The sequence below is a fragment of the Rhodanobacter lindaniclasticus genome, from assembly GCF_004799035.1.
Classification (GTDB): Bacteria; Pseudomonadota; Gammaproteobacteria; order Xanthomonadales; family Rhodanobacteraceae; genus Rhodanobacter; species Rhodanobacter lindaniclasticus.
This window is the reverse complement of sequence record NZ_MWIO01000063.1, coordinates 1-16,641: the sequence shown is the minus strand read 5'-3', so window position 1 is coordinate 16,641 and position 16,641 is coordinate 1. Positions and strand designations below refer to the sequence as shown.

Below are 16,641 nucleotides of genomic sequence, written 5' to 3'. Positions count from 1 at the left end.
CCGCGCTGGCCACGATCGGGCTCCGCCGATGGTCGCAGGCTAGGCAAGCCGCAGGGCGACCGCTAGGCTTTCGCGATGCCTCATGTGATGACACCTCTCGCGGTCACCGCGCATACCGCCACCTCCGCACTCGGCCGCGGCCTCGCGGCGCAGCTCGATGCGCTGCGCGGCGAGCGCAGCGGTCTGCGCCCGAACGATTTCAGCAGTGCGCCGCTGGCATGCTGGATCGGCCGCGTCGACGGCCTGGAGGCCGCCGCGCTGCCCGCCGCGTTCGCGCCATGGGATTGCCGCAACAACCGGTTGGCCTGGCTCGGCCTGAACCAGGACGGCTTCCTCGACCGCGTGCACGCCGCGCGCGCGCGCTACGGCGCGAACCGCGTCGCCCTGCTGCTGGGCACCTCCACCGCCAGCATCGGCGCCACCGAGGAGGCGTATCGGCGGCTCGACGCCGATGGCGGTTTTCCGGACGACATGCTGCGCCCGGCGATCCACACGCCGCATTCGCTGACCGCCTTCGTGACCGCGGTACTGGCGCTGGAAGGGCCGTGCCTGACCGTCTCCACCGCCTGCTCGTCCAGCGCCAAGGTGTTCGCCAGCGCCGAGCGGATGCTGCGGCTGGGCCTGATCGACGCGGCCGTGGTCGGCGGCGTGGACACCTTGTGCGACAGCGTGCTGTTCGGCTTCAACGCGCTGGAACTGGTCTCGCCCGAGCCGTGCCGACCGTTTGATGCGGCACGCAACGGCATCTCGATTGGCGAGGCCGCCGGCTTCGCGCTGCTGGAGCGCATCGACATCGCGCCCGAGGCGCCGCGCCTGCTCGGTTACGGCGAGTCCAGCGACGCGCACCACATGTCCACGCCGCACCCGCAAGGACTCGGTGCGGAGCTGGCACTGAACGACGCACTGGCGCGCGCCGGACTCGATCCGGCGCAGGTCGGCTACATCAACCTGCATGGCACCGCCAGCCAGAAGAACGACGAAGTGGAAGCGGCGCTGGTCGCGCGCGCCTTCCCGGCCACCACGCGGGCCAGCTCCACCAAGGGTTTCACCGGCCACACGCTGGGTGCCGCGGGCATCGTCGAAGCCGCCGTGGCGCTGCAGGCGATCGAACACGGCCTGGTGCCCGGCAACCTTGGCGGCGACGCACCCGACCCGGTCTGCGGCGCGCAGTTCGCCTGGCACAACGAGCAGCAGCGCATCGACGTGGCGCTCAGCAACTCGTTCGGCTTCGGCGGCAACAACGCTTGCCTGGCCTTCGCCCGCGCGGAGTTCGCCGCATGAGCGATTTGCGCGTGCACGTCGAAGGCGTCGGTCTGTGGTCGCCGCAGTTGGCCGACTTCGGCGCCTTGCGCAGCCTGCTCGCCGGGCAGACGCCCGAGCCGCCGCCGGCGCGCCCCACCGCTGCCACGCTGCCGCCGAACGAACGCCGGCGCGCGCCGGCCAGCGTACTGCTGGCGATCGAAGCAGCCGGTCAGGCGGTGGCGATGAGCGGTCGCGACGCGGCCACCCTGGCCTGCGTATTCGCCTCCTCGCATGGCGACCAGCCGATCACCGACTACATGTGCGCCACGCTGGCCCGCGCGCCGGCCGAGCTGTCGCCGATCCGCTTCCACAATTCGGTGCACAACGCCGCCGTCGGCTACTGGACCATCGCCACCGGCTGCCACGCGCCGTCCACCGCGGTCGCTGCGCAGGCGGCCAGTTTCGGTGCCGGCCTGCTCGAGGCAGTCGGCCAGGTGCTGGCCGAACAACGCCCGGTGCTGCTGGTGTGCAGCGACAGCGCCGGCAGCGGGCCGCTGACCGAAATCACCGGCTGCACCCAGCCCTTCGCCTGCGCGCTGGTGCTGGCTCCTGCGGCGGGCACGGCCACGCTGGCGCGGCTCGACCTGCAGCTGGTCCCGTCGCAGCCCGACGATGCCTTGCCCGGGCCACTGGCCGGCTGGCGCCGGGGCAATCCATCGGCCAGCAGCCTCGCCCTGCTGGCCATGCTCGCCGGCAATGCGGGATCATGTCGGCTGGCCGCCGCCCCCGCGCTTGGATTGCAGATCGCCATGGAGAAGGTCGCGTGAATACATCCACCGCACGCTGGTGCGTCCTGATCCCCTGTCTCAACGAGGAGGCGGCGATCCGCGCAGTGATCGAATCCGTGCTCGCCCTGGACGTGCCGGTGATCGTGATCGACGACGGCTCGGACGACCGCACGCCGGAAATTGCCGCCAGCCTGCCGGTGACCCTGCTGCGCCACGAGCAACGCTGCGGCAAGGGCGAGGCGCTGCGCCGGGGTTTCCGCGAGGCGCGGCGCCTGGGCTACGACGCGGTACTGACGATGGATGGCGATGGCCAGCACCTGGCCAGCGACATCCCGCGCATCGTCGCCGCCGCCGCGCGCTACCCGCAGCACATCGTGATCGGCGCGCGGCTGCTGGACAAGGCGCAACAACCGAAAGGCCGCCGCCGCGCCAACGCGGTCGCCGACTGGGGCATCTCGTGGGCCTGCGCACAACCGGTGGCGGACACCCAGAGCGGCCAGCGCTGGTATCCGCACGAAGCACTGGAACTGGTCGACCTGGCCGCGGAGAACTTCGTGTTCGAGGCCGCCATCCTGATCGCCGCCTCGCGCGAGAAGAAACTCGGCATCGTCTCGGTGCCGATCGCCTCGCGCTACCACGGCGCGTTCCGCCCCAGCCACCTGAAACCGGTGCGCGACGTCACCCGCATCACCACCTACACGATCGGCCGGGTGATCCACTACGGCGACATCATCGCCAGCTATCGGCGCTCGCGGGAGCGCCCGCAGGTGGTCGAGGCCGCGCTGCCGGCGGCCTAGAGCTCAGTCCGGCAGCAACGCCTGACCGAGCTGGCGCAAGGCATCGGGGTTGAGCAGTTCCAGTTCGCGACCCTCGATGCGGATCAGGTTCTGGCTGCGGAAGCGGCTCAGCACGCGGCTCACCGTTTCGGCGGCCAAGCGCAGGTAGTTGGCGATGTCGCCGCGCGACATGCTGAGGTGGAAGCGCGTGGCGGAGAAGCCGCGTGCGGCATAGCGCCCGGCCAGGTCCATCAGGAACGCCGCCATGCGCTCGTCCGCGCTGTGGTCGCCGGCCAGCAGGCTGGCGCTGCCCAGTTCCTTGCTCAACAGGCGGAACAGGTGCTTCTGCACCGCCGGGATGCGCGAGGCCAGCGCGCTCATCGCGGGGAAGGAGAAGCGGCAGAAGAACGAGGTATCCAGCGCCACCGCGTCGCACGGGAAATGCTCGGGGTAGATCGCGTTGAGGCCGATCACCTCGCCGGGCAGGTAGAAGCCCAGCACCTGCTCGCGGCCTTCCTTGTCCACCATGCGGGTTTTGACGGTGCCGCTGCGCACCGCGAAGATCGCGCGGAACGGGTCGCCGGTGCGGAAGATGTGCTCGCCGGCGCGGAACGGCCCGACGTGCTCGACCAGGCATTGCAGCTGCGCCAGCTCGGGCTTGTTGTAGCCGGCGGCAATGCAGGCACTGGAAAACGCACAGGTACCGCAGAAGTGCGTCTCGTCGCCGTCGTCGGCAATCGGGTTGGGCGGCTCGGGCAGGCGCCCTGCCGGGTGCTTGGAATCCATGATGCGATCGGGTTGCCTGGTCGGAGCTGCGTGGATCAGATCACGCGCGAATAGCGCGCCGCCTGTGCCTTGTCGTCGAGATAGGCGTCAAAGCACATGGCGATGATACGCAACAGCAGACGGCCCCGCGAGGTCACCCGCACCTCGCGCGCGTCGTCTTCCACCAAACCGTCGGCCACCAGCGGCGCGAGGCGCTCGCGCGCGCGCGCGAAATATTCGTCGAACAGCAGCCGATGGCGTGCACCGAACTGCTGCTTGTCGACCACCCCGTGGCACATCAGCTCGCCGATCAGCTCGCGCCGGATCAGGTCATCCTCGTCCAGTTCCAGCCCGCGCGCCACCGGCAGGCGGCCGGCATCCAGCGCCCCGTAATACCCCATCAGGTCGCGCGCGTTCTGGCTGTAGCTGTCGCCGATGCGGCCGATCGCGCTGACGCCCAGCCCCACGATGTCGCAATGGCCGTGGGTCGAATAACCCTGGAAATTGCGTTGCAGCGTGCCGGCGCGCTGCGCCAGCACCAGTTCGTCGGTGGCCTTGGCGAAGTGGTCCATGCCGACATAGACGTAACCCGCCGCCGACAGCTGCGCCACCGCGCGACCGAACAGCGCCAGCCGCGTGGCGGCGTCGGGCAGGTCGGCGGCGGCGATTTGCCGCTGCGCCTTGAACATCTCCGGCAGGTGCGCGTAGCCGTAGACGGCCACCCGATCCGGGTCGAGCGACACCACCTGCTCCAGCGTGCGGCTGAAGCCGTCGACGGTCTGCAGCGGCAGGCCGTAGATCAGGTCCACGCTGGTCGAGCGGAACCACGACTTGCGCGCCGCGTCGAGCACCTCGCGGGTCTGCTCGAAACTCTGGATGCGGTTGACCGCTTCCTGCACCGCCGGATCGAAATCCTGGATGCCCACCGAGATGCGGTTGAAGCCCAGCTCGCCCAGGCCGTGCACGTAGGCACCGTCGGCGAAACGCGGGTCGATCTCGATGCCGAACTCGCGATCCGCCGCGCGGCTGAAGCTGAAATGCCGCGCCAGCGATTCCAGCAGTTCGCCCATCTGGCGGATATCGAGGAAGTTGGGCGTGCCGCCGCCGAAGTGCAGCTGGCGCACCGGACGGTCGCGGTCGAACAGCGGCGCGATCAGCTCGATCTCGCGGTACAGCCGTTCGAGGTAGCGATCGGCCTGGCTGTGGTCGCGCGTGATGATGCGGTTGCAGCCGCAGTAGAAGCACGGGCTCATGCAGAACGGCACGTGCACGTACAGCGACAGCGGGCGCGGGATCGGCTCCTCGTTGGAAGCCCGGATCACGCTGCGCAACACGGTTTCGTCGAAGTCGGTCTTGAACTGCGGCGCCGTCGGATAGCTGGTGTAGCGCGGACCGGCCACGTCGTAACGGGCGATCAGCGCAGGGTCGAAATCGGGAGGTTCGATGGGAGTGATCATGGCAGCGAGTCTGTCCACCCCTCTGCCCGCCCGCCTTGATCCGGATCAACCCGCCGGAACTCGCGTCAACCTGCCGCAGCATCTTGCATGCCGGAATGCGGGAAAACCTCGCATCGATTGCGGCGACGCCCAGGGCGGGCACGGCCCGCCGCTTCCTGCCAGGGCCTTGCCGCAGGGGCCGCTTGCGGGCCCCTGCAAGACATCGCGAGGCGTCAGCGCTTGAGCGGCTCGATCTGCTGCTCGATCGAGCCGAAGATCGAGGCGCCGGCGGCGTCGGTGACGTCGATCTTCAGGTGGTCGCCGAACTTCAGGAACGGCGTGGACGGCTGGCCGTCGCGCAGGGTTTCCACCGTGCGCTGCTCGGCCAGGCAGGACGCACCCTTGCCGGTGTCCTGGTTGGCGATGGTGCCGGAGCCGACGATGGTGCCGGCGGTCAGCGGGCGCGTCTTCGCCACGTGCGCGACCAGTTCGGCGAACGAGAACTGCATGTCCACGCCACATTCAGCCTCGCCGAACCACTTGTCGTTGAGCCAGGTGCGCATCGGCAGGTGCAGCTTGTCGCCGGTCCAGGCCTCGCCCAGTTCGTCGGGGGTCACCAGCACCGGCGACAGCGCCGAACGCGGCTTGCTCTGCAGGAAGCCGAAGCCCTTGGCCAACTCGCCGGGGATCAGCCCGCGCAGGCTGACGTCGTTGACCAGACCGATCAGCTGGATGTGTTCGGAGGCCTGCGCCGGCGTCACTGCCATCGGCACGTCGTCGGTGACCACCACCACCTCGGCTTCCAGGTCGATGCCGAAATCCTCACTGGGCACCACCACCGGGTCGCGCGGGCCGAGGAAACCGGCGCTGGTGGCCTGGTACATCAGCGGGTCGGTGTAGAAGCTCGCCGGCACCTCGGCGCCGCGGGCGCGGCGCACGCGCTCGACGTGCGGCAGATAGGCCGAACCATCGACGAACTCGTAGGCGCGCGGCAGTGGCGAGGCCAGCGCGCGGACATCCAGCGCGAACGCGCCGGCGGCGGCGCCCGCGTTCAACTCGTCCGACAACGCATTCAGCCGCGGCGCCGCGTTCGACCAGTCGTCCAGCGCCGCCTGCAGCGTCGGCGCGATGCCGTCCGCCTTCACCGCGCGGGAGAGATCGCGGCTGACCACCACCAGCGTGCCGTCGCGGCCGCCTTCCTTGAGAGATCCGAGTTTCATCGTGCTGCCTTGTACCTGCTGCGTGGAGGGATCGCCGTCACGGCGTGAAGTGCTTGCCGATATCCTGCCAGCATCGGTAGTAGTCGCGCTGCAGTTGCGGCGCGTCCAGCGCCTGCTGCGTGGGCCGGATCACCTTGCGCGTCTCGAACATGAAGGCCATGGTGGCGGTGATCACGTCAGGCTTGGACAGATCGGCATGCGAAGCCTTCTCGAAGGTCGCCGCATCCGGGCCGTGCGCGCTCATGCAGTTGTGCAGCGAGGCGCCGCCGGGCACGAAACCCTCGGCCTTGGCGTCGTACACGCCGGTGATCAGGCCCATGAACTCGCTGGCCACGTTGCGGTGGAACCACGGCGGGCGGAAGGTGTGCTGCGCCACCAGCCAGCGCGGCGGGAAGATCGCGAAATCCACGTTGGCGGTGCCGGCGGTGTCGCTGGCCGAGGTCAGCACGGTGAAGATCGACGGATCGGGATGGTCGACGCTGATCGAACCGATCGTGTTGAAGCGGCGCAGGTCGTACTTGTACGGCGCGTAATTGCCGTGCCAGCCGACCACGTCCAGCGGCGAATGACCGATCTTCGCGCTCCACAGCGCGCCCTGGAATTTCGCCACCAGCTCGAACGCGCCTTCGACGTCCTCGTACGCCGCCACCGGGGTGAGGAAGTCGCGCGCATTGGCCAGGCAGTTCGAGCCGATCGGGCCAAGCTCCGGCAGGCGCAACAACGCGCCGAAGTTCTCGCAGACATAACCACGCGCGTCGCCGTCGAGCAGGTCGACGCGGAACCGCACGCCGCGCGGAATCACCGCGATCTCCTGCGGCTCGATCTCGATCACGCCCAGCTCGGTGGCCAGCCGCAGCCGACCCTGCTGCGGCACGATCAGCAGCTCGCCGTCGGCGTTGCAGAAGAAGCGCCCCTGCATCGAGCGGTTCGCCGCGTACAGGTGGATGCCGATGCCGCCCTGCTCCGCCGGTCCGCCGTTGCCGGCCAGGGTGACCAGACCGTCGATGAAATCCGTCGGCTGCGTCGGCAGCGGCAGCGGATCCCAGCGCAACTGGTTCGGCGTCGCCGGCGCCTCGTCGAAACGGTTGTGGAAGCGCGCGTGCGCCAGCGGCTGGAACGGCTCGTGCACCGCCGCCGGGCGGATCCGGTACAGCCAGCTGCGCCGGTTCAGGTGCCGTGGCGCGGTGAACGCGGTGCCGGACAGCTGCTCGGCGTACAGCCCGTGCGCCACGCGCTGCGGCGAATTCTGGCCGACCGGCAGCACGCCGGGGATCGCTTCGCTGGCGAATTCGTTGCCGAAGCCGGATTGGTAACCCTTGCCCACGATCGTTGCCATGCACCGCTCCTTCAGAGGAAACCGCGCTTCATCTGGTCGCGCTCGATCGACTCGAACAGCGCCTGGAAATTGCCCTCGCCGAAGCCTTCGTTGCCCTTGCGCTGGATGATCTCGAAGAAGATCGGGCCAATGCAGTTCTGGGTGAAGATCTGCAGCAGCAGGCGTTTCTTCGTTTCCTTGTCGGCGTCGATCAGGATCTTGTTCTTCGCCAGCCGCGGCACGTCCTCGCCGTGGTTGGGGATGCGCTCGTCGATCACCTCGAAATAGGTGTCCGGGGTGTCGAGAAATTCCACTCCGGCCGCGCGCATCTGCTCCACCGTGGCGTAGATGTCGTCGGTGAAGCAGGCAATGTGCTGGATGCCTTCGCCGTGGTAGGCGTCGAGGTATTCGTTGATCTGGCTCTTCGGGTCGGACGACTCGTTCAGCGGGATGCGCACGATGCCGTCCGGCGCGGTCATCGCCTTGGACACCAGGCCGGTCTTGGCACCCTTGATGTCGAAGTAGCGGATCTCGCGGAAGTTGAACAGCTTCTCGTAGTAGTCCGACCACTTCTGCATGTTGCCGAAATGGAGGTTGTGGGTGAGATGGTCGATGAAGGTGAGACCGAAACCGGTCGGGTTCTGCTCGGCGCCTGCGATCGCCACATAGTCGGCGTCGTAGATGCTGCCGACGTCACCGTAGCGGTCGACCAGATACAGCATGCAGTCGCCGATGCCCTTGATGACCGCCGCATTGACCGCCTTGCTGGCTTCCTTGTGGTCGACCTGCTCGCCGCCGTTGTCCAGCACCGTCTGCAGCACCTGCGCGCCGGGCTTGCGAAAGCGGATGCCGAAACCGCAGGCGCAGGGGCCGTGGGCCTTGGCGAAATCCGCGGCGAAGGAATCGGGGTCCTCGTTGACCAGCAGGTTCACGCCGTTCTGCCGATACACGGTGATCGGCCGCGACGTGTGCTTCAGCACCGCCGTGAAACCCATCCGCCTGAACAGTTCATGCAGCTCCCCGGCGCGGCCGGCGGGTGCGGCGAACTCGACGAATTCGAAGCCGTCGATCCCCATCGGGTTGTCGAAGGTGCTGACCTGCATGCCAAGGTTGGGTTGGGCGTTCATGGCGCTCTCCTGATTGTCGGTGCACGATGGCCGCCCACGAGCGTGCCATCACCGCTGGTAATCCTTCGTTATAGTTACAAATGAAACCAATTGCAAGGAACCCGCCCATGTCCCTCCGTCACAAGAGCACCCCGGCCAGCGCCGAGCACGCACCATTGCAATTGGAGCATTTCCTGCCTTATCGACTGTCGATCCTGTCCAACACGATCAGCCAGGCGATCGCCGACGACTACCAGAGCCGCCATGATCTCTCGGTGACGGAGTGGCGGGTGATGGCGGTGCTTGCCCGCTTCGAGGGGCTGTCCGCGCGCGAGGTGGCCGAGCGCACGGCGATGGACAAGGTGGCGGTGAGTCGCGCGCTGGCGCGTCTGGTCGCCGCCGGCCGGGTGGATCGCGCGGTGCATGACAGCGACAAGCGCCGCTCGGTGCTCAAGCTCAGCGCCGCCGGCTGGGCCATTCACGACGACGTCGCCCCGATGGCCCGCGCCCGCGAACGCGAAGTGCTGGCGAAGCTCGATGCCGAGGAGCGCCAGTGGCTGGAGCGGATCCTGGACAAGCTGCTCGCCTGACGCGACCGCGGACCGGGCGTTGCCGGGCCCGGGCTAGCGCACCCCGTGCATCAGGCGGTTCACCAGCGGCGCGATGGCCAGCAACAGCACGCCGGCACCCAGCAGCAACCAGAAGCTGAAGGTGAAGCCGTCCAGCGCGGCACTGGCGGTGAGCCCGTGCGTACCGGTGACGCGGCTGGCGAACAGCCCGGAGAGGTTGCCGCCCACCGCCAGCGACAGGAACCAGCCGCCCATCGCGAAGCCCACCAGTTTCGGTGGCGCCAGCTTGGTCACCATGGAGAGGCCGATCGGTGACAGGCACAACTCGCCCAGGGTCTGCATCACGTAGCACAGCACCAGCGGCCAGAACGGGATCAGCCCATCGGTGCCGAGCAGTTGCCCCAGCGCGTACACCAGCACCAGGAAACCCAGCGCGTTGAAGACCAGGCCGAGGCCGAACTTGCGCGGGATCGAGGGTTCGCGGCGACGCTTGTCCAGCCATGCCCACACCAGCGCCACCAGCGGCGCGAACACGATGATGGCCAGCGGGCTCACCGACTGGAACCAGCCCACCGGAAACGTCCAGCCGCCGAACATCCGCCGGTCCACCAGGTTCTCGGCGAGGAAATTGAAGGTGGTGCCGAGCTGGTAGTAGAACATCCAGAACAGCACGTTGAAGGCGAAGATGATCAGCATCGCGACCACCCGCTGGGTCTGCACCCGGCCGTGCCGCGCCGCCTCGGTCAGCAGCATCGCCGCCACCACCACGAACAGCGCGTCGAGCACCCACTGCAGGCCGCGCGCGCCGATGCCCGAGAGCAGCCAGTACACCACCGGCACCGCGGCGAGCGCACCGGCCACCACCCACAGCACGCGCCAGCGGCTCTCCGCGCCGCGCGCAGGCCGGCCCACGCCCTTGAGCTGGCGCCGGCCGAACCAGAACCACAGCAGGCTGAGCAGCATGCCCACGCCGGCGGTGACGAACACCAGCCGGTAGTTCTGCTCCAGCGGCGTGTCGGTGAACTGCGCGGCCATCCAGCCGGTGAGCAGCGGCGCGATCAGCGCGCCGGCATTGATGCCCATGTAGAACAGGGTGAAGCCGCGGTCGCGGCGCGGATCGTCGCGGCCGTAGAGCTGGCCCACCATCGAGGAAATATTCGGCTTGAACAGGCCGTCGCCGACGATCACCAGCGCCAGTCCGAGCAGCAGCAGCACGCGCTCGGGCAGCGCCAGCACGAACAACCCCGCCGCCATCACCGCTGCACCGAGCAGGATCGTGCGCTGGTAGCCGATCAGCTTGTCCGCCACCCAGCCGCCGAAGATGCCGGTGCCGTAGATCAGCGCGGTGTACGAACCGAAGATCGCGCTGGCCCAGGCCTGGCCCGAACTGTCGCCGTGGTAGAACTCGGCCACGATGTACAGCGCCAGCGCCCAGCTCACGCTGTAGAACGCGAAGCGCTCCCAGAACTCGGTCATGAACAGCATCCACAACGGCCGCGGATGGCCGAGCAGCTGCGGGTAATCGGGTGTCGAGGCCGCGTCGCCGGCAGTGCTGGTCTGGCTCATGCAAGTCCCTGGTCGGCATGCGTGAGGCAGCCGCAAGCGCCCAGATGTAACCGGGCACCGCGCTCGGCGTCAATGGTCGGGGAGCGGGAAACCGGGAACCCAACGGCGACGCGGGGTCTCGCGTCGCCCTGCGCATTCCTCCCCGTTACCGCCCCTTCAGCGCACGCCGTGCATCAGCTTGTTGATCAGCGGCGCGAGCAGGAACAGCAGCACGCCGCCGCCGAGCAGGATCCAGAAGCCGGAGGTGTAGCCGGACAGCGCCGAGTCCACGGTCATGCCGCTGTCGCCGCTGACGTGGGCGGCGAACAGGCCGGCCAGGTTGTTGCCGATCGCGGTAGACAGGAACCAGCCGCCCATGCCCAGTCCGACCAGGCGCACCGGCGCCAGCTTGGTCACCATCGACAGGCCGATCGGCGACAGGCACAACTCGCCGGCGGTCTGCAGCACGTAGCACAGCACCAGCGTCCACAGCGGGATCATGCCGTTGTCGCCGACCAAGCTGGACAGCGCATACATCAGCACCGCGAAACCCAGCGCGTTGCCGATCAGGCCCAGGCCGAACTTGCGCGGGATCGACGGCTCGATGCGCCGCTTGTCCAGCCAGCCCCAGGCCAGCGCGATCAGCGGCGCCAGCAGCACGATCGCCACCGGGTTGACCGACTGGAACCAGCCGATCGGGAACTCCCAGCCGCCCAGGTTGCGATCGACGATGTGCTGCGCCAGAAAGTTGAACGAGCTGCCAGCCTGCTCGAAGAACATCCAGAACAGCACGTTGAAGGTGAAGATGATCAGCATCGCGATCACCCGCTGGATCTGCACGCGGCCGGTGCGGATCGCCTCGATCACCAGCATCACGCCCACGCCGATGAACAGCGCGGTGAGCAGCCATTGCAGCACCACCGCGCCGGCGCGATCCATCAGCAGGTAGACCAGCGGGATCGCCACCAGCACGCCGATCGCCACGTACACCACGCGCATCGGATTGGCCATCTCCGGCGCCGGTCGACCCACCGGGCCGAGCTGGCGCCGGCCGAACCAGAACCACACCAGGCTGATCAGCATGCCCACGCCTGAGGCGGCGAACACCACGTGATAGTTGTGGTGGCCGGGCGTGCCGAACACCTTGTTGGCGAGGATGCTGGTCAGCACCGGCGCGATCAGCGCGCCGGCGTTGATGCCCATGTAGAACAGGGTGAAGCCGCGGTCGCGGCGCGAGTCGCCCTGCGCGTAGAGCTGGCCCACCATCGAGGAGATGTTCGGCTTGAACAGCCCGTTGCCCACGATGATGGTGGCCAGGCCGAGCATGAACACCGCATGGTTCGGCACCATCACCATGAACAGGCCGGCCGCCATCACCACCGCGCCGAGCAGGATCGAGCGCTGATAGCCGAGGATCTTGTCCGCCACGTAGCCGCCGAACACCGCCGTGGCGTAGACCAGCGCCAGGTAGGCGCCGTAGGTGCGGCTGGCATCCGCCTGGCCGGCGTCGTTGCCGTCCCAGAACTGCGCCACGATGTACAGCGTGAGCGCCCAGCGCATGCCGTAGAACGCGAAGCGCTCCCAGAACTCCGACATGAACAGCATCCACAGCGGTCGCGGATGGCCAAGCAGTTGCGGGTATTCCGGCAGCGGCGCGGCCGTGGAGTTGCTGGTCGTCATGGAGTTCCCGTGAGGTGATGCGCCGGCTGCGGCCGGCGTGATCGCAAGATATTGCGTCGAAGATGTAACCGGCCCACGCCGCGCCGTCAACCCGCGGCACATCGACGCGTCATCTCCATCACCACGCTTCGTCGCCCGACGAAACCTCGCTGCGGCCGCCGACTTACACTGCGCGCATGCGCAAGACCGTCTGGCCCGAACACCTGTTCAAACCCGCCGCCGCACTGGCCGAACCCAGCCGCGCCGCGATGCTCGCGGCCCTGCTGGATGGCGTCGCCCTGCCCGCCGGCGAGCTGGCCGAATTGGCCGGCATCAGTGCCGCCACCGCCAGCGCGCACCTGGCCCGGCTGGTCGCCGAGGGCTTCGTCGCGGTCGAGCCGCAAGGTCGCCACCGCTATTACCGGCTGGCCAATGCCGACGTGGCCGCCGCGCTGGAGGCGATGGCCAGCCTGATGCCGCGACCGCCGCCGCGCCAGCGGCCGGGCGATCCGGCGCTGTGGCGTGCGCGACTGTGCTACCACCATCTGGCCGGTCAGCTCGGCGTGCTGTTGCGTGAGTCGCTGCTGCAACGCGGCTGGTTGCAGCTCGACGGCGACGGTTGCAGCCTCAGCCGGGCGGGACGCGACGGGCTGCAGCGGCTCGACCTGCTGGCCGCCGACAGTCCGGCGATGCTGCGCGGCCGGCTATGCCTGGACTGGACCGAACGCCGCCATCACGTCGGCGGCACGCTGGGCTGCGACTTGGCGCACGGCATGATCGAGCGTGTTGGCTGGCTGCGCCGGCATCCGCGCAGTCGTGCGCTGACCCCCACGCCGCTCGGTCTGGCGGCGCTGGCGCGCGAGTTCGGCATCGAGGCCGATGCGCTCAACGCCGGTGGTTCCGGCTGAGCGAGTCGCTGCGGTCAAACGCCGAGTTCGGTGCGCACGTCCAGCAGCTCGGGGAAGAACTCCAGGTCCAGCGCCTTCTTCAGGAAACTCACCCCGGACGAACCGCCGGTGCCGCGGCGATGGCCGATGATGCGCTCCACCGTCTTCATGTGGCGGAAGCGCCACAGCTGGAAGCTCTCTTCCACGTCCACCAGTTGTTCGCACAGGTGGTATTCCGGCCAGAACTCCGCGCGGCCCTCGTAGATGCGCTTGAGCACCGGCAGCAGGCCTGCGTGGCGGTGGTAGGGCTGGGTCCAGTCACGATCGAGCAACTCGGCCGGCACGGCATGGCCGCGGCGCGAGAGGTAGCGCAGGAACTCGTCGTACAGGCTGGGCGCCTCCAGCACCGCGCGCAATCCGGCCTGCGCGGCCGGGTCATGCGCGAACACCTTGAGCATCGCGGCATTCTTGTTGCCCAGGGTGAACTCGATCTTGCGGTACTGCAGCGACTGGAAACCCGATGACGGCCCCAGCACGCCGCGGAACTCCAGATACTCCGACGGCGTGAGCGTCTCCAGCACCGCCCATTGCTCGAACAACTGGCGCTGCACCTGCTTCACCCGCGCCAGGATCTTCAGGCAGGCATCGACGTCATCGCGCTGCAGGTGCGCCACCGCGGCGGTGAGCTCGTGCAGCATCAGCTTCATCCACAGCTCGGCCACGTGGTGCTGCACGATGAACAGCATCTCATCGTGATGCGGTGGATGGCTCAACGGCTGCTGCGCCGACAGCAAGGTGTCCAACTGCAGATAGCCGCCGTAGGTGATCTGCCCGTTGAGGTCGGTCTGGATGCCCGCTTCGAGATCGCGCTGGTTGTCGCTCATGGTGTTCCGTCGTGTCATCGGAAACGGGCATGGTAACGGTTGCGGCCGCGATCGAACCTTGATCCAGGACAGAGGCGTATCCCTGCTTGTGCGCGATGCTTCGGGGACGGGTTCGGGATCCGCAGGAGCATCGCGTGCAGGGTGCGCTCCCGCAGGGGTTTCGAGCACTGAAACCGCCCGTCCATACCGCCACGCATGCTGCACTGTACCTTGCAGTGCAACATGCCAGCCTGTTATCAAGCGCGGTCTTGCGCAGTCGTTTGCGGCAGCAGCCGCAGCCGGCGAGACGTGCGCCACCAGGTTTTTCTCTGTACTCACTCCGGAGCGAGTCGTGACCATCGCCGCCAAGTTTGAAATCGAATACCTGCAGTACCTCGACGCCGAAGGCAAGGAAGTCCGCAAGGATCTCCCGGCCTTCGCCAAGGATCTCGACCACATGGTCGAGCTGTACAAGCTGATGCTGTCCACCCGCGTGTTCGACGCCAAGTCGATCGCGCTGCAGCGCACCGGCAAGCTCGGCACGTATGCCAGCTGCCTGGGCCATGAGGCCGCGCATGTCGGCATCGGCAGCGCGATGAAGCCCGAGGACGTGTACGCGCCGAGCTACCGCGAATACGGCGCGCAGCTGTATCGCGGGGTGCAGCCGCGCGAGGTCTACATGTACTGGGGCGGCGACGAGCGCGGCAATGACTACCAGAAGGAGCCGGCGCGCCACGACTTCGCGTGGAGCGTGCCGATCGCCACGCAGTGCCTGCATGCGGCCGGCTCCGCGCTGGCGTTCAAGATCCGCGGCGAGAAGCGCGTGGCGGTGTGCACCATCGGCGACGGCGGGTCGTCCAAGGGCGATTTCTACGGCGCGATCAACATCGCCGGTGCGCAGAACCTGCCGCTGGTGGCAGTGATCGTCAACAACCAGTGGGCGATCTCGGTGCCGCGCAAGATCCAGTCCGGCGCGCCCACGCTGGCGCAGAAGGGCATCGCCGCCGGCCTGTTCTCGATCCAGGTCGACGGCAACGACATCATCGCCGTGCGCAAGGCGATGGAGGACGCACTCGAGCGCGCGCGCAACGGCGAAGGCGGCAGCGTGCTGGAGCTGCTCACCTATCGCCTGGGCGACCACACCACCGCCGACGATGCGCGCCGCTATCGCGGCAAGGACGAGGTCGACGAGGCCTGGGCCAAGGAGCCGATGAAGCGCCTGCGCACCTGGCTGGTGAAGAAGAAAGTGTGGGACGACGCCAAGGAAGAGGCTTGGAAGGCCGAATGCGACGAGTGGATGGACAACGAGGTCAACGCCTACCTGGAAACGAAAACCCAGCCGGTCTCGGCGATGTTCGACTACACCTTCGCGGAGCTGCCCGCCGACCTCGAAAAACAGCGCGACTACGTTCTCTCGCTTGACCAGAAGGCCCACTAAGCCATGGCACAAATCACTCTCATCGAAGCGGTCACCCAGGCGCTCGCCTACGAAATGGCCCACGACGAATCGGTCGTGGTGCTGGGCGAAGACGTGGGCGTCAACGGCGGCGTGTTCCGCGCCACCCAGGGCCTGCAGGAAAAGTTCGGCGAGCTGCGCGTGCTCGACACGCCGCTGGACGAAACCACCATCGCCGGCGTCACCGTCGGTCTCGCCGTGCAGGGCATGAAACCGGTCGCCGAGGCGCAGTTCGAAGGCTTCATCTATCCGATGATGGAACAGATCGCCTGCCACGCCGCGCGCATGCGCAACCGCACCCGCGGCCGCCTCACCGTGCCGGCCGTATGGCGTGCGCCGTGGGGCGGCGGCATCCGTGCGCCGGAGCATCACTCCGAGGCGAACGAGCACCTGTTCACCAACATCCCCGGCCTGCGCGTGGTGCTGCCCTCCTCGCCCGCGCGCGCCTACGGCCTGCTGCTGGCGGCGATCCGCGATCCGGATCCGGTGATGTTCTTCGAACCCAAGCGCATCTACCGCCAGTACAAGGAAGAGGTACCGGATGACGGCGAGGCGCTGCCGCTGGACGTGTGCTTCGTGCTGCGCGACGGCAGCGACGTCACCATCGTCACCTGGGGCGCGCAGGTGAAGGAGTCGCTCGAAGCGGCCGACGCGCTCGCCGCCGAAGGCATCAGCGCCGAGGTGATCGACGTCGCCACGCTGACCCCGCTGGACTTCGACACCATCGCCGAGTCGGTGGCCAAGACCGGCCGCTGCGTGATCGTGCACGAAGCGCCGAAGACCGCCGGTTTCGGCGCCGAAATCGCCGCACGCATCGCCGAGGAATGCCTGTACGACCTGCTCGCCCCGGTCGAGCGCGTCACCGGCCCCGACACCCACATCCCGCTGTTCCGCCTGGAAATGAAATACCTGCCGAGCGTGGAACGCGTCGTCGACGCGGCCAGGCGTACGCTGGCGGTTTCGTAATCCCTTCTCCCCACCGGGGAGAAGGTGCCCCGAAGGGGCGGATGAGGG

General features: G+C 68.0%; 15 protein-coding genes. 7 read left to right on the top strand and 8 right to left on the bottom strand.

Features of this window, described 5'->3' with window-relative positions:
• Positions 1 to 87 precede the first annotated feature (87 nt).
• The 3 genes from B1991_RS16470 to B1991_RS16460 are packed head-to-tail and all read left to right on the top strand — an operon-like array spanning position 88 to position 2,827.
• On the top strand, positions 88 to 1,281 hold the full coding sequence (locus tag B1991_RS16470; protein ID WP_136259768.1) for a beta-ketoacyl-[acyl-carrier-protein] synthase family protein: 1,194 nt from the start codon (positions 88 to 90) through the stop codon (positions 1,279 to 1,281).
• Positions 1,278 to 2,069: a beta-ketoacyl synthase chain length factor gene (locus tag B1991_RS16465; protein ID WP_136259767.1), complete on the top strand. Its 792-nt coding sequence runs from the start codon at positions 1,278 to 1,280 to the stop codon at positions 2,067 to 2,069. The genes B1991_RS16470 and B1991_RS16465 overlap by 4 nt, the downstream gene beginning before the upstream one ends.
• Complete coding sequence (locus B1991_RS16460; protein WP_136259766.1) at positions 2,066 to 2,827, top strand: glycosyltransferase family 2 protein; 762 nt, start codon at positions 2,066 to 2,068, stop codon at positions 2,825 to 2,827. Before B1991_RS16465 ends, B1991_RS16460 begins: the two co-directional genes overlap by 4 nt.
• Before the next feature lie 3 nt (positions 2,828 to 2,830).
• On the opposite strand, the gene B1991_RS16455 is transcribed toward B1991_RS16460, so the two are convergent.
• The 5 genes from B1991_RS16455 to hppD form a co-directional block, all read right to left on the bottom strand.
• Positions 2,831 to 3,592 carry a helix-turn-helix domain-containing protein gene (locus B1991_RS16455; protein WP_136259765.1) on the bottom strand — a complete coding sequence of 254 codons (762 nt, stop codon included), beginning with the start codon at positions 3,590 to 3,592 and terminating at the stop codon, positions 2,831 to 2,833.
• 35 nt (positions 3,593 to 3,627) lie between these two features.
• Positions 3,628 to 5,028, bottom strand: a complete 1,401-nt coding sequence (gene hemN / locus B1991_RS16450) for an oxygen-independent coproporphyrinogen III oxidase (protein WP_136259764.1) — start codon at positions 5,026 to 5,028, stop codon at positions 3,628 to 3,630.
• A 212-nt stretch (positions 5,029 to 5,240) separates the two neighbouring features.
• The gene (locus tag B1991_RS16445) at positions 5,241 to 6,227 is read right to left on the bottom strand and encodes a fumarylacetoacetate hydrolase family protein (protein ID WP_136259763.1); all 987 of its coding nucleotides are present in this window, start codon (positions 6,225 to 6,227) and stop codon (positions 5,241 to 5,243) included.
• Positions 6,228 to 6,264: 37 nt separating this feature from the next.
• Entirely contained in the window at positions 6,265 to 7,563 is a 1,299-nt protein-coding gene (hmgA, locus tag B1991_RS16440) for a homogentisate 1,2-dioxygenase (RefSeq protein ID WP_136259762.1), read from the bottom strand.
• An 11-nt stretch (positions 7,564 to 7,574) separates the two neighbouring features.
• The gene (hppD, locus tag B1991_RS16435) at positions 7,575 to 8,669 is read right to left on the bottom strand and encodes a 4-hydroxyphenylpyruvate dioxygenase (RefSeq protein WP_168709689.1); all 1,095 of its coding nucleotides are present in this window, start codon (positions 8,667 to 8,669) and stop codon (positions 7,575 to 7,577) included.
• A gap of 107 nt (positions 8,670 to 8,776) precedes the next feature.
• Between hppD and B1991_RS16430 the strand changes: the two genes are divergently transcribed.
• Complete coding sequence (locus tag B1991_RS16430) at positions 8,777 to 9,238, top strand: MarR family winged helix-turn-helix transcriptional regulator (RefSeq protein WP_136259761.1); 462 nt, start codon at positions 8,777 to 8,779, stop codon at positions 9,236 to 9,238.
• A 33-nt stretch (positions 9,239 to 9,271) separates the two neighbouring features.
• Here the strand turns inward: B1991_RS16430 and B1991_RS16425 are convergent, their stop codons facing one another.
• Both B1991_RS16425 and B1991_RS16420 read right to left on the bottom strand, forming a co-directional pair.
• Positions 9,272 to 10,783, bottom strand: coding sequence for a peptide MFS transporter (locus B1991_RS16425; protein ID WP_136259760.1), 1,512 nt, complete (start codon positions 10,781 to 10,783; stop codon positions 9,272 to 9,274).
• A 156-nt stretch (positions 10,784 to 10,939) separates the two neighbouring features.
• A complete protein-coding gene (locus tag B1991_RS16420) occupies positions 10,940 to 12,442 on the bottom strand; it encodes a peptide MFS transporter (protein ID WP_136259759.1) in 1,503 nt (500 codons plus the stop codon).
• 176 nt (positions 12,443 to 12,618) lie between these two features.
• Here B1991_RS16420 and B1991_RS16415 point away from each other — a divergent pair, with 176 nt between their 5' ends.
• A complete protein-coding gene (locus B1991_RS16415; RefSeq protein ID WP_136259758.1) occupies positions 12,619 to 13,329 on the top strand; it encodes an ArsR/SmtB family transcription factor in 711 nt (236 codons plus the stop codon).
• A 14-nt stretch (positions 13,330 to 13,343) separates the two neighbouring features.
• On the opposite strand, the gene B1991_RS16410 is transcribed toward B1991_RS16415, so the two are convergent.
• The gene (locus B1991_RS16410) at positions 13,344 to 14,192 is read right to left on the bottom strand and encodes a tryptophan 2,3-dioxygenase (RefSeq protein WP_136259757.1); all 849 of its coding nucleotides are present in this window, start codon (positions 14,190 to 14,192) and stop codon (positions 13,344 to 13,346) included.
• Positions 14,193 to 14,523: 331 nt separating this feature from the next.
• On the opposite strand from B1991_RS16410, the gene pdhA reads away from it, so the two are divergent.
• Together pdhA and B1991_RS16400 are read left to right on the top strand one after the other, a co-directional pair.
• Positions 14,524 to 15,609, top strand: a complete 1,086-nt coding sequence (pdhA, locus tag B1991_RS16405; RefSeq protein WP_136259756.1) for a pyruvate dehydrogenase (acetyl-transferring) E1 component subunit alpha — start codon at positions 14,524 to 14,526, stop codon at positions 15,607 to 15,609.
• A gap of 3 nt (positions 15,610 to 15,612) precedes the next feature.
• Positions 15,613 to 16,593 (top strand): alpha-ketoacid dehydrogenase subunit beta, encoded by a 981-nt coding sequence (locus tag B1991_RS16400; RefSeq protein ID WP_136259755.1) that lies wholly within the window; start codon positions 15,613 to 15,615, stop codon positions 16,591 to 16,593.
• Positions 16,594 to 16,641 lie beyond the last annotated feature (48 nt).

Excerpts from the sequence above, each read along its gene's own strand:
- B1991_RS16465 (WP_136259767.1), top strand. The coding sequence starts at position 1,278 with ATGAGCGATTTGCGCGTGCACGTCGAAGGCGTCGGTCTGTGGTCGCCG.
- hppD (WP_168709689.1), bottom strand. The coding sequence starts at position 8,669 with ATGAACGCCCAACCCAACCTTGGCATGCAGGTCAGCACCTTCGACAAC.
- B1991_RS16470 (WP_136259768.1), top strand. The coding sequence starts at position 88 with ATGACACCTCTCGCGGTCACCGCGCATACCGCCACCTCCGCACTCGGC.
- B1991_RS16445 (WP_136259763.1), bottom strand. The coding sequence starts at position 6,227 with ATGAAACTCGGATCTCTCAAGGAAGGCGGCCGCGACGGCACGCTGGTG.
- B1991_RS16430 (WP_136259761.1), top strand. The coding sequence starts at position 8,777 with ATGTCCCTCCGTCACAAGAGCACCCCGGCCAGCGCCGAGCACGCACCA.
- B1991_RS16420 (WP_136259759.1), bottom strand. The coding sequence starts at position 12,442 with ATGACGACCAGCAACTCCACGGCCGCGCCGCTGCCGGAATACCCGCAA.
- B1991_RS16400 (WP_136259755.1), top strand. The coding sequence starts at position 15,613 with ATGGCACAAATCACTCTCATCGAAGCGGTCACCCAGGCGCTCGCCTAC.
- hemN (WP_136259764.1), bottom strand. The coding sequence starts at position 5,028 with ATGATCACTCCCATCGAACCTCCCGATTTCGACCCTGCGCTGATCGCC.
- B1991_RS16410 (WP_136259757.1), bottom strand. The coding sequence starts at position 14,192 with ATGAGCGACAACCAGCGCGATCTCGAAGCGGGCATCCAGACCGACCTC.
- B1991_RS16415 (WP_136259758.1), top strand. The coding sequence starts at position 12,619 with ATGCGCAAGACCGTCTGGCCCGAACACCTGTTCAAACCCGCCGCCGCA.
- B1991_RS16455 (WP_136259765.1), bottom strand. The coding sequence starts at position 3,592 with ATGGATTCCAAGCACCCGGCAGGGCGCCTGCCCGAGCCGCCCAACCCG.
- B1991_RS16425 (WP_136259760.1), bottom strand. The coding sequence starts at position 10,783 with ATGAGCCAGACCAGCACTGCCGGCGACGCGGCCTCGACACCCGATTAC.
- hmgA (WP_136259762.1), bottom strand. The coding sequence starts at position 7,563 with ATGGCAACGATCGTGGGCAAGGGTTACCAATCCGGCTTCGGCAACGAA.